General features: G+C 68.7%; 8 protein-coding genes. 3 read left to right on the plus strand and 5 right to left on the minus strand.

From position 1 onward, the window contains the following. Positions 1-168: 168 nt before the first annotated feature. The 3 genes from ABGA94_RS09585 to ABGA94_RS09595 form a co-directional block, all read right to left on the minus strand. Entirely contained in the window at positions 169-3,195 is a 3,027-nt protein-coding gene (locus ABGA94_RS09585) for a two-component regulator propeller domain-containing protein (protein WP_375367132.1), read from the minus strand. Between the two features lie 176 nt (positions 3,196-3,371). Further along, positions 3,372-4,781 (minus strand): ATP-binding protein, encoded by a 1,410-nt coding sequence (locus ABGA94_RS09590; protein ID WP_005415887.1) that lies wholly within the window; start codon positions 4,779-4,781, stop codon positions 3,372-3,374. Between the two features lie 6 nt (positions 4,782-4,787). After that, positions 4,788-5,516 (minus strand): response regulator, encoded by a 729-nt coding sequence (locus ABGA94_RS09595; RefSeq protein ID WP_005415886.1) that lies wholly within the window; start codon positions 5,514-5,516, stop codon positions 4,788-4,790. Positions 5,517-5,720: 204 nt separating this feature from the next. On the opposite strand from ABGA94_RS09595, the gene ABGA94_RS09600 reads away from it, so the two are divergent. Genes ABGA94_RS09600 through ABGA94_RS09610 form a run of 3 tightly spaced genes read left to right on the plus strand, consistent with a single transcriptional unit; the run spans position 5,721 to position 10,353 of the window. Next, complete coding sequence (locus ABGA94_RS09600; protein WP_111127057.1) at positions 5,721-6,962, plus strand: efflux RND transporter periplasmic adaptor subunit; 1,242 nt, start codon at positions 5,721-5,723, stop codon at positions 6,960-6,962. Beyond that, positions 6,959-8,917, plus strand: a complete 1,959-nt coding sequence (locus tag ABGA94_RS09605; RefSeq protein ID WP_095378322.1) for a MacB family efflux pump subunit — start codon at positions 6,959-6,961, stop codon at positions 8,915-8,917. Before ABGA94_RS09600 ends, ABGA94_RS09605 begins: the two co-directional genes overlap by 4 nt. Continuing rightward, entirely contained in the window at positions 8,914-10,353 is a 1,440-nt protein-coding gene (locus tag ABGA94_RS09610; RefSeq protein ID WP_375367135.1) for an efflux transporter outer membrane subunit, read from the plus strand. The genes ABGA94_RS09605 and ABGA94_RS09610 overlap by 4 nt, the downstream gene beginning before the upstream one ends. 132 nt (positions 10,354-10,485) lie before the next feature. Here ABGA94_RS09610 and rlmB read toward each other — a convergent pair whose 3' ends face one another. Both rlmB and ABGA94_RS09620 read right to left on the minus strand, forming a co-directional pair. Beyond that, positions 10,486-11,229, minus strand: coding sequence for a 23S rRNA (guanosine(2251)-2'-O)-methyltransferase RlmB (gene rlmB, locus ABGA94_RS09615; protein WP_005408775.1), 744 nt, complete (start codon positions 11,227-11,229; stop codon positions 10,486-10,488). Positions 11,230-11,377: 148 nt separating this feature from the next. Next, the gene (locus ABGA94_RS09620; protein WP_005415882.1) at positions 11,378-11,860 is read right to left on the minus strand and encodes a GFA family protein; all 483 of its coding nucleotides are present in this window, start codon (positions 11,858-11,860) and stop codon (positions 11,378-11,380) included. Positions 11,861-11,889: the final 29 nt, after the last annotated feature.

Raw genomic sequence — 11,889 nt, forward strand, 5'->3', positions numbered from 1 at the left:
CCTCCCCCTGGATTTCCCCGCGCCCATGATGGCAGCTATTTCACGGATGGGAACCCCCTGGATGCGAATCTGCGATGGACGCGGCAATGTGACGCAGTGCGTCACCTTTGGTCGGCACCCCCGGGTGGTACGACAACACCAGTAGATCCACGCCATGCGTGGATGCGATCAACCAATACTCGTGCGATCGCGGCCGTCGCTCTTGGCGCGGTACAGCGCGCGGTCGGCGCGCTGGTACAGCAGCGCCGGGGTGCGGTCGTCGGCATCCAGCTCTACCAGGCCCGCGCTGAAGGTGACACGCAGGCCCGCCACGCCGGCCCAATCGGGATGATCATGGAACAGGCCACGCAGGCGCGCGCACAGCTGTGCGGCTTCCTCCAGGCGGGTGTCGTTGAGCAGCAGCGCGAACTCTTCGCCGCCGGTGCGCGCCGGCAGGTCGGAGTCGCGGCAGGCCGCTGCGATCAATGACGCCACCTGCACCAGCACGGCGTCGCCGATGCTGTGGCTGTGGCGGTCGTTGACCTCCTTGAAGTGATCGATGTCGAGCACCACCAGGCACAGCGGATGACCACTGCGCTGGGACCGGGCGAAGTCACGCGCCAGCGTTTCGTCGAAGGCGCGGCGATTGGCCAGGCCGGTCAGGGCATCCTCGCGGGCCTGCCGCTCGAAGGCTTCGGCCTGGCGCGCCAGGCGCTCGGCCAGTTCGGTCTTTTCCTGGTTCAGCGCCTGCAGGTGCACCGTCTTGGCCTGCAGGTCGAAGGTCGCTTCGTCCACCCGCCGTGCCAGGCGCAGGTTGCTGGCCTTCAGCTGCTGCAGCAGCAGCCGGTACAGCGCCACCAGTCCAGCCAGCAGCAGCATTCCCGCCAGCACCTGCACGCTGCGGCGCTGCCACCAGAACGGTTCCACGGTGAAGCTCCACACCGCCTCCTGTTGGCCCCAGCTGCCGCCGGGATGGGCGGCCGCCACATGCAGGGTGTAGTCGCCCGGCGGCAGGCCGACGAACTCGACGCTGCGCTGCGGGCCGCGCTCGACCCAGCCGGCATCCAGCCCGTCCAGCCGCGTGCGGTAGCGGATCCGGTCGGACATCAGATAGCTCAGGCCGACATAGCTCACCGCCAACCGGCGCCCCCCGGGAATATGGTTGCGATCTCGCCCTTCCCAATGCACCGGCGCGCCATCCACCTGCACGCTCTCGATCGCGGCCGGCGGCGATGGCCGCTCGCGGAAACGCTGCAGGCGCTGCGGGTCGACCGTGCTCAGGCCGCCTGCGGTGACCACCCAGAACGTGCCGTCCTGGCGCAGGATCGCCGATGGGCTGGAGCTGCCGTTGGCCTGTGCATTGGCCATGCCGTCGATCTCGTTGTAACGCTCCACCCCCACCCGCGGCGTGCGGCCATCGGCCACGGCGTTGAGGGTGGCCATATCGGTGCGCAACACGCCGCGATTGCTGCTGATCCACACATTGCCAAGGCGATCCGGCACCAGCTGGAACACCGCATCCACCGGCATGCCCTGCTCCAGGCCGACCCGCGCCAGCGCACCGTTGCGCCAACGGTACAGGCCACGATCACTGCTGATCCACATCGCGTCGCCCAGCTGGTGGAAGCCGAACACGCTGCGGCCACCGCCCAGCGGCGCCAGGTCGATCGACTGCACGTGGTCGCCGCGCAGCACGCGGATGCCTTCGATGGTGCCGATCCACAGGTTGCCCTGATGGTCATGCTCAAGCGCGGTGATCAGGCCGCCGGGCATGCCCGGCACGTTCGAGACCTGCACTTGGTCGCCGTCGATGCGCACCACGCCCTTCTGCGTGCCGGCCCAGACCACGCCCTGGGAATCAACGCTGATCGCACGGATGTTGCCACCCGGCATGCCGTCGGCTGCCGCGTAGTTGTGGCGCAGGTGGCCGTCGCGGCCGAGCCGGTAGACCCCGTCGCCGAAGGTGCCCACCCACAGGTCACCGTCCGGCCCCTGCGCCAGGCTCAGCACCGAAGGTGCCTTGCCGCCGCGGTTGTGCAGCGGCATCGCACGGAACCGGCCATCCGGCGTCTGCAGGTCCAAGCCACTGGCGCTGCCGACCCACAGCTGGCGATCTCGATCCTCGAATACCGTGCGCACGTAATCGCCACTGAGCCCATCGCGCTCGGTGTAGCTGCTGAACAGTGTTTCGCGCAGGCGATAGAGCCCGCCGTTGGCGCCCACCCAGATGCTGCCTTCGGCATCCTCGCGCAGGCTGACCACGCGTCCGCCCGGCAGGTTCAGACCGGCCGGCAGTCGCTCCAGGCCATGTGCGGAGATGCGCAGCAGGCCCTGGTTCTCGGTGCCCAGCCACAGGTCACCGTGCCGGTCCTGCAGCATCGAGGTCATGTGCAGCTGGCCCGGCAGGCGGTGCACCAGCACCAGCTGGTCGTCCTCCACCCGGTACAGGCGCTCACCGGCGACGATCCACAACGCGCCATCCGGCGCACGGTAGGGCCACGACAGGCCACTGCCGGCACCCAGCCCCCATGCGGCGGGGGCGCGCTTGAGCACGCCATCGTTGTCGCGCAGCACCAGCCCGTCCAGCGTACCGACCCAGACCCGGTCCTGCGCGTCGACCACCAGCCTGGTGAAGCTCATCGCCATCGGCAGGTCCGCCGCCGGCGCCTGGTAGACAATGCCGCTGTCCGGCGTCAGGTAGCCGATGCCCTTGCCTTCGTACAGCAGCCACAGCCGCCCCTGGCTGTCCATCTGCATGGACTGGATCAGCACCTGCGGCGTATCGGCCTGGTGCTCCCACACCCGCCATTGGCCATCACTGCCACGGTGGCTGACGTTGCCGCGCGAATCACTGATCCACAGTCCGCCCTGGCGGTCGACGAACAGGGCGCCGATGCCGTTGTCGCGCAGGCCCGGGCGCGTGCTGCGGTCGAACACGGTGAAATCCAGGCCGTTGTAGCGCACCAGCCCTTCCCAGGTGGCGAACCAGAGATGGCCTTCCGGCGTCTGCGCGATGTCGCGCAGCGAGTTGTGCGGCAGGCCGTTGCGCGAGGTCCATACATCGATGGCGTAGTCGCGCAGCGGGGGCGCGCCTTCCTGCGCAGCCAACGGCAGCGCAAGGGCCAGCAGCAGCCACAACAGGCCCTGCCGCAGTGCCCGCCTGAATCCTGATGCGCGGCGCTCCACCCAGCGCCTCTTGTCCCCCTGCCCGCCCATCACCGCAGCGGCGGCGGCCAGGTGCGGCTGCAGGACGCGGCAGCGTGCGGGAACAGCCGGGCAGCGTGCAATGGCATGCCGGCAGGAACGGGCTGGCTCATCGGGGGGAGACTGGGGAGATGCGCAGATGATAGGCCAAACCCCGGCCCCAGCGTCACCGTCCGCAGCGCGCCGACTCAGCCGGCGCGGCCGGGCGCCACCACCTGGGCACTGGCCGGCCACTGCACCACCGCCTCCAGGCCACCTTCGGCCCGGTTGCGCAGCCACAGCCGGGCACCGTCCTTCTCGGCCAGGGCGCGCGCGATGGTCAGGCCCAGGCCGGCCCCGCCGGTTTCGCGCGAACGCGAGGTCTCCACCCGCACGAACGGATCGAACACCGCCTCCAGCTGCTCTTCGGCCAGGCCCGGGCCGTCATCGGCCACCACCACGGTAATCGCACCGCCGCTGCGCTCAACCCGCACCCGGGCCCGCTGCGCGTACATCACCGCGTTGTCCACCAGGTTGGAGAACAGCCGGTGCATGGCCAACGGACGCAACATCAGCACCGAACCACTTCCCCCTTCGAAGACCACATCACCGCCGCCTTCGGCGGCGTCCTCGACAATGCTCTCCAGCAGCGAATCCAGGTCCAAGGCGGCGCGCTGCTCGGCACTCTCGGCGCTGCGCGCCAGTTCCAGGCCCTCGCGCACCAGCGCCTGCATCGCCGCCAGGTCGCCGATCAGGCGCTCACGCAGGGCCTCGTCGCTGACATTCTCCAGGCGCAGGCGCAGCCGTGTCAGCGGCGTCTGCAGGTCGTGGGTGATCGCCGCCAGCATCTGCGTGCGTTCAGCCAGGTGCCGCTGCAGGCGGTGCTGCATGGCGTTGAAGGCTTCGGCGGCACGCTGCACTTCGCGCGGCCCGCGCAGTGGCAACGGGTCGCGCTGCAGGTCATCGCCAAGGTCTTCTGCGGCTGCGGCCAGTTCCTGCAGCGGCGCGCTGGCCATGCGCGCGACGATATAGGCCAGCACGGCAATCGCCAGCACCAGCAGGGTCAGGAACCATGGGTCCACGGCGAGGATGCCGTTGTGCGCCACCGCCGGCGAGTCCAGCGCCAGCTTCAGCAGCGTGCCGTCGTTGAGGGTCACGTCCACCGCGCGGCATTTGGGCGGGATGAACGCGGGGTCGCGCTCGCGCGGCGGCCGCCGGTGGCCCGGCGGCGGCGGCGGCAGCAGCTCCTGCAGTTTGGGAATGCAGGAGCGGAACGAAGCGAAGTGCACGTGCGCGCGCGACACCGGCCCGGGGCGGTCTTCCAGCACTTCCATCAGCGCCGTGTCGGCACGCCCCAGGCGTGCGCCCGGCTGCAACGCGCGCACGCTCGGCCCGCCGATCGCCAGCAGGCGCTCGCGCAGCTCCGGATTGCCGTCCAGCAGGTTGACGTAGCCCTGCAGGCGGTCGGCGATGCGGTTCAGGTTCTGCCGCTCGAACTCCTGCTGGCGCTTGGAGGTGGCCAGCATGGTCGCGCCGATCGCAGCCACCGCCATGCCCAGCAGCAGGATCACGAACAACCGCCCGACCATCGAGGACAGGAAATGGCGCAGGCGCGTCATCGCGGTTTATTCCAGGTTGACCGACGAGGCCAGCACGTAGCCTTCGTTGCGCACGGTCTTGATCAGTCCATCCGGGCCACCATCGTCGCCCAGCTTGTTGCGCAGGCGGCTGACCTGCAGGTCGATCGCGCGGTCCTGAGCCTCGTAGTTGCGGCCACTGCTGAGCGCGACCAGCTGCTCGCGCGACAGCACCTTGTTGGCGTGGGCGATGAACACCCGCAGCAGGCGGAACTCGGCGCCGGACAGCACCACCACGCGGCCATCCGGATCGACCAGGTGGCGATGCTCGAGGTCGAATACCCAGCGCGAGAAACGCGCGCGGCGTACCGCCAGTGGTTCCAGGTTGGCCGGCAGCGCCTCGGTCCGGCGCAGCACGTTGCGGATGCGCGCCAGCAGCTCGCGCGGCTCGAACGGCTTGGCCAGGTAGTCGTCGGCGCCCATTTCCAGGCCCAGCACGCGGTCGATCGGCTCGGCCCGCGCGGTCAGCATGATCACCGGCGTGTTCGAACGTGCACGCAGGTCACGGCACAGGGTCAGACCATCCTCGCGCGGCAGGTTGAGGTCCAGCACGATCAGGTCCACGTGCTCGCGGTCCAGCAGTTGGCGCATGGCGGTGCCATCGGCCGCAGTGCTCACCTGGTAGCCGGCGCGGCCGAGCTGCTCGGCCAGCAGCGTGCGGATGTCGTTGTCGTCGTCGACGATCAGCAGTCGATGCATCGGGTTTTCAGTCTCCATGTCGCGATCATCCCGTGTCGGCAGCTGAACCGCATCCGGGGCAATGCGTACCAGTGTATCCACCCGCGGGCGGGATACCTGTGGTTACGCCTGTTCACCGACAGTGTTACATACAGACATACCCCGAGGATTGAGCCGTCCATCGCCCGGTCTTCACAATGCCCACCAACGCCGCCCTCGCGGCCTCGAGAGTGAAGCCACGACGTGACGTTCCGCCTGCTGCCAGCGACCCGCCGGAGTCGCCTGATGCTGATCGCCCTGCTCGCCCTGATCGTCGCCGCGACCGGCTGGTGGCTGCTGCGCAAGCCCGCCGCCCCGGCGGTGGCAACCTCGCCGGTCAGCCGCGGTGACATCGAACAAACGGTGGATGCCACCGGCGTGATCGACGCCTACAAGCTGGTCAGCGTCGGCGCGCAGGCCTCGGGCCAGATCAAATCGCTGAAGGTACAGCTGGGCGACACCGTGAAGGAAGGCGACCTGATCGCCGAGATCGATGCCACCACCCAGCAGAACCAGGTGCTCAACGCGCAGGCCTCGCTGGACCAGGTCACCGCCCAGCGCGCGGTGCAGCAAGCCACCCTGCGCCAGGCCGAACTGGAGTTTGCGCGCCAGCAGCAGATGCTGGCCGCCGAAGCCACCTCGCGCCAGGAATACGATGCCGCCGAGGCACAGCTGAAGACCGCCCGCGCCCAGCTGCAGTCCTACGAGGCGCAGATCAAGGGCCGCGAAACCGAGCTGGGCACCGCCCGCGCCAACCTGGCCTACACCCGCATCACCGCGCCGATGGACGGCACCGTGGTCGCGGTGGTGGCCGAGGAAGGCCGTACCGTGAACGCCAACCAGACCGCACCGACCATCGTCATGCTGGCGCGGCTGGACGTGGTCACCGTCAATGCCGAGATCTCCGAGGCCGACGTGGTCAAGATCAAGCCCGGCATGCCGGTGTACTTCACCACTCTGGGCGACCCGGACCGCAAGTATCACGCCACGCTGCGCCAGATCAATCCGGCGCCGGCCTCGATCGCCAACGAGAATTCGTCCAGCTCCAGCAGCTCCTCCAGCTCCAGCTCCAGCAGCGCGGTCTACTACAACGCGCTGTTTGATGTGGAAAACCCGGACGGCACGCTGCGCATCGACATGACCGCGCAGGTCTCGGTACTGCTCAAGCAGGCCAAGGGCGTGCTGATGGTGCCGGCGGTGGCACTGGGACCGAAGCGCCGTGGCGATGAGCGGATGGTGCGGGTGCTGGACGAGAAGGGCCAGCCGCAGCCGCGCAAGGTCACCGTCGGCATCAACAACGGCGCCTCGGCCGAGATCCTGTCCGGCTTGAAGGAAGGCGAGCGCGTGGTGGTCGGCGAAGCCGGTGCGGCCGGTGCCAGCGCCGGCGGCGGCAACCGCGGCGGCATGCAGATGCGGGTCGGCGGCCCGGGCATGGGGCGCCGATGAGCACGACGGCGCCGCTGCTGCGGCTGCGCGACCTGCGACGTGAATTCCCGGCCGGCGACGATGTGATCGCCGTGCTGCGCGACGTCCATCTCGACATCCACGCCGGCGAGATGGTCGCCATCGTCGGCCAGTCCGGCTCGGGCAAGTCGACGCTGATGAACATCCTCGGCTGCCTCGACCGTCCCACCCGCGGCAGCTACCAGGTGGCCGGCCGCGAAACCGGAAAGATGGAGCCGGACGAACTGGCCGAACTGCGCCGCGAGCATTTTGGTTTCATCTTCCAGCGCTACCACCTGCTCGGCGACCTCGACGCGCGCGGCAACGTGGAAGTGCCGGCGGTGTATGCCGGCAGTCCCGGCCCGGTGCGCAACGCGCGTGCCGAGCAACTGCTGCAGCGGCTGGGCCTGGGCGACCGCATGCATCACAAGCCAGGCCAGCTTTCCGGTGGCCAGCAGCAGCGCGTGTCGATCGCACGCGCCCTGATGAACGGCGGCGAGGTGATCCTGGCCGACGAACCAACAGGCGCGCTCGATACGAAATCCGGTGAGGAAGTGATGGCGATCCTCGGCGAACTGCATGCCGAAGGCCACACCATCATCATCGTCACCCACGACATGAGCGTGGCCCAGCACGCACAGCGCATCATCGAGATCCGCGATGGCGAGATCATTGCCGACCGCGCCAATCCGGATGCGCCGAGTTACCGCGCCCAGCGCGAAGCCAGTACCGGCGTCGCCCACGGCAATAGCTGGCGGGCGGCCCGCGACCGCTTCACCGAAGCGTTCCGGATGGCGCTGCTGGCGATGAACGCCCATCGCCTGCGCACCTTCCTGACCATGCTCGGCATCATCATCGGCATCGCCTCGGTGGTCTCGGTGGTGGCGCTGGGCAATGGCTCGCAGCAGCAGATCCTGCAGAACATCAGCGCGCTCGGCACCAACACCATCGACGTCTATCCCGGCCGTGGTTTCGGCGACATGCGCTCGGCCCGGGTGCAGACGCTCAAGGCCAGCGATGCCGATGCACTGGCAAAGCAGAGCTATGTGGACAGCGCCACCCCCAGCGTATCGACCTCGGTCACCGCGCGTTATCGCAACCAGTCGTCGACCGCCCAGGTCAGCGGCGTCGGCGAGCAGTTCTTCCGGGTCAAGGGGGTAACCCTGCTCAGCGGCAGCTTCTTCGATGCCGATGCAGTCAAGGGCCTGGGCCAGGTGGCGGTGATCGACGAGAACACCCAGACCCAGTTCTTCCCCGATGTCGACCCGGTCGGCCAGGTGATCCTGCTCGGCAACGTGCCGGCACGGGTGGTCGGCGTGGCCAAGCGCCAGAGTTTCGGCTTCGGTGGCAGCACCAGCCTCAGCGTCTGGGTGCCCTACACCACGGTGATGTCGCGCATGCTCGGCCAGAGCCATGTCTCCAGCATCACCGTGCGCGTGGACGACAACACACCGATGGATGCCGCTCAGGAAGCGATCACCCGCCTGCTGACGATGCGCCACGGCACCGAGGATTTCTTCCTCAGCAACAGCGCGGAGATCCGCGACACCATCGAGCAGACCACGCGCACGATGACCCTGCTGATCGGTGCCATCGCCGCCATCGCGCTGCTGGTCGGCGGCATCGGCGTGATGAACATCATGCTGGTGTCGGTGACCGAGCGCACCCGAGAGATCGGGGTGCGCATGGCCGTCGGTGCACGACAAAGTGATATCCGCCAGCAGTTTCTGATCGAAGCGGTGCTGGTTTGCCTGCTCGGTGGCGTGCTCGGCATCGGCCTGGCCCTGCTGCTGGGCTCGATGATCGGCCGCTTCGCCAGCGACTTCCAGGTGCTGTTCTCCACCGCCTCGATCATTGCCGCCTTCGCCTGCTCGACCCTGATCGGCGTGGCGTTCGGCTTCCTGCCCGCGCGCAATGCCGCGCAGCTTGACCCGGTGGAGGCCCTGGCACGCGAATGAAGATGATGACCCGACTGCCCTTCCCTGCCCCTTCGCGCCGGCTGCTGGTGGGTGCCGTTCTGCTCGCCCTGTCTGGCTGCGCCTCTGTCGGCCGCTATCCGGTGGCCGATCCCGATGTGGCGGCCCAGTATGGGCGTGGCGATGCCACCCTCAACGCACCGGCCGACGACCCGCGCAGCAGCCTGGACACACCGGGCCACGACATCCGCCAGGACACCTGGTGGACCGGCTTCGGCGATGAACGCCTGGACCGCCTGGTGGCGCAGGCGCTGGCCGCCAACAGCGACCTGGCCGCCGCCGGCCTGGCCGTGCAGCGTTCGCGCCTGCAGGCCGGCCTGGCCAGCAACGCGCTGTGGCCGCAGCCTTCATCATCGGGCGTCAGCGGCAATGCCAGCCGCGCCACCGACCAGGCCGACGAATGGCGCCGCAGCTACTCCACCGGCATTTCGCTCGGCTGGGAGGTCGATCTGTGGGGACGCCTGCGGACCCAGCGCGACATCGCCCGCTGGGAAGCCGAAGCCAGCGAGGAAGACCGGCAGAATACCGCCCTGCTGGTGATCAGCGACACCATCACCCAGTACTGGAACCTGGCCTACCTGAACCAGTCGATCGCCACCGGCCAGGCCAACCTGGAGCGGCTGGAGCGCACCCGCGAACTGGTTCAGGCCCGCTTCGACGCCGGTGCGGTATCGAGCCTGGAAGTACGCCAGGCGCTGCAGAACCTGCAATCGCAGCGCGCCTCGCAGAGCGCGCTGGAACAGCAGCGGGTGGAGGTGCGCAACGCACTGGCCGTGCTGCTGGACGGCACGCCCTGGCCCCAGCAGGACGAACCTCAGGACCTGCTGGGCGCACGCAGCCCGCGCATTGTCGAGGGGCTGCCGGCCGACCTGCTCGGCCGCCGCCCCGACCTGCGTGCGGCAGAACTCCGCCTGCGCAACAGCCTGAAGACCATCAAGGTCACCGCCACCCAGTACTACCCGGCGCTGAGCCTGACCGGCAGCCTCGGTTCCAGTGCGACCTCGCTGGGCGATGTACTGCGCAATCCGGTGGCCACGCTGGGTGCCGGCCTTTCGCTGCCATTCCTCAACCTGCAGCGCGCGCAGCTGGATACCGATATCGCCGGCACCAGCTATCAGATCGCCGCGACCAATTTCCGCAAGACGCTGTACACCGCGCTCTCGGAAGTGGACAACGCACTGTCCGCGCGCGAGCAGCTGGCGCGCCAGGTCGCTGCCTCGCAGGCTTCGTACGAGGAAGCGGTGGAAGTGGAGCGCGCGCAGGAAGTGCGTTATCGCGTGGGTGCTACCGATCTGCGCACCTGGCTGGAAGCGCAGCAGACCCGGCGCGATGCAGAGCTGTCGCTGGCGCGCGTGCGCCAGGGCCAGCTGAACAACGACGTGACCCTGTTCAAGGCACTGGGTGGCAGCGCGGGCTGAGGCGGCAAGAGCGCCAACCAAGGTTGGCGACTACCGGTAGGTGTCGACCTTGGTCGACACGGCACATGGAAAAGGGGTCGGATCCCTCGCCTGCGGAGAGGGATCTGACCCCGATCACGTCGCGCCGGCGGATCAACCGCGCTGGCGCACGGCCTCGAACAGGCTGACGCCGGCGGCGACGGAGACATTCAGGCTCTCGATCTCGCCCGGCATCGGGATCTTGACCAGGCCATCGCAGTTCTCGCGGGTCAGGCGGCGCAGGCCGTCGGCTTCGCCGCCCAGCACCAGCGCGATGTTGCCCTTCAGGTCCAGCTGGTACAGCGAGGCGGTGGCTTCACCGGCCAGGCCGTAGATCCACACGCCCTGCTTCTGCAGGTCCTTCAGGCAGCGCGACAGGTTGGTTACCGCCACCACCGGGATGAGGTCGGCGGCGCCGGCCGAGGTCTTGCGCACGGTCGCGTTGACCGTGGCCGACTTGTCCTTGGGGATGATCACTGCAGTCGCACCGGCCGCAGCCGCCGAGCGCAGGCAGGCACCCAGGTTGTGCGGATCCTGCACCTCATCCAGCACCAGCAGCAGCGCCTTGCCCTCGGCCGCAGTGACCAGGCCTTCCAGCTCGTTCTCGCTGTAGGTGCGGGCGGCGGCATAGCGCGCGGCCACGCCCTGGTGGCGCACCGAGCCTCCCACACCGTCCAGCGCCTGGCTGTTCACCTTGCGCACGTCGATGCCCTTGCGGCGGGCGTTTTCCTCGATCTCGGTCAGGCGCGGGTTCTTCGCTCCGGCCTCGACCAGCACTTCGCGGACGTTCTCGGCGTCGTTCTCGATGGAGGAGGCGACGGCGTTGACGCCGACGATCCACTGGCTGTTCTTGCTCATGCGGGCGGGGACCGGAAAGGGGGTGGCTATGGTAGAGCATCGGCGGTCCGGGCGCTGCCGCGCCCCGCCTCCCTGTACAGCCGAGCCTGCGCTCGGCTGTCCTGGGTTCAGCCTGCGGCGACAGCGTGGAGATGGCGCTACAGGTGCGTCACCGGCTGCGCGGTGGCCAGTGCGGCGTGTCGTGGTCGGGGTGCTGGTGGGACACGATCGTGGCCAGGAAGTCCAGGGCCGCGATGTCCTCCTCGGTACGCCGTACGGGCAGGCTGGCCAGGCCGTCGACGAAGGGCAGCTTGCGCTCGACCCCGTACTGGATCGTCGGAGGCAGGCGTTCGGCTTCGTCGAACGCGCCGGCAGCCACCGCCACGCCATCGGGCGCTTCGTAGGTCAATGGCGTGCCGCAGTCGGCGCAGAAGCCACGCCGCACCACGTTGGACGACTGGAAATAGCGCGGCTGGCCGCGGGTCCAGCTGAACTGCACGCCGCGCACCGACACCAAGGGCGCGTAGAAGGCACCAAAGGCCTTCTGGCACATCCGGCAATGGCAGATCGAGCTGTCGGTCAGCGCACCACGCACGTGGAAGCGGATCGCGCCGCACTGGCAGCCGCCGCTGTATTCGGGTTGGCCTTGCATGCGATGTCTCCTGGTGGTGCCGGCCGCTG

Origin of the sequence: Stenotrophomonas sp. 3diitr2024, assembly GCF_042136455.1 — a bacterium.
Lineage (GTDB): Bacteria > Pseudomonadota > Gammaproteobacteria > Xanthomonadales > Xanthomonadaceae > Stenotrophomonas > Stenotrophomonas sepilia.

Excerpts from the sequence above, each read along its gene's own strand:
- ABGA94_RS09595 (WP_005415886.1), bottom strand. The coding sequence starts at position 5,516 with ATGGAGACTGAAAACCCGATGCATCGACTGCTGATCGTCGACGACGAC.
- ABGA94_RS09610 (WP_375367135.1), top strand. The coding sequence starts at position 8,914 with ATGAAGATGATGACCCGACTGCCCTTCCCTGCCCCTTCGCGCCGGCTG.
- ABGA94_RS09605 (WP_095378322.1), top strand. The coding sequence starts at position 6,959 with ATGAGCACGACGGCGCCGCTGCTGCGGCTGCGCGACCTGCGACGTGAA.
- ABGA94_RS09590 (WP_005415887.1), bottom strand. The coding sequence starts at position 4,781 with ATGACGCGCCTGCGCCATTTCCTGTCCTCGATGGTCGGGCGGTTGTTC.
- rlmB (WP_005408775.1), bottom strand. The coding sequence starts at position 11,229 with ATGAGCAAGAACAGCCAGTGGATCGTCGGCGTCAACGCCGTCGCCTCC.
- ABGA94_RS09620 (WP_005415882.1), bottom strand. The coding sequence starts at position 11,860 with ATGCAAGGCCAACCCGAATACAGCGGCGGCTGCCAGTGCGGCGCGATC.
- ABGA94_RS09585 (WP_375367132.1), bottom strand. The coding sequence starts at position 3,195 with ATGGGCGGGCAGGGGGACAAGAGGCGCTGGGTGGAGCGCCGCGCATCA.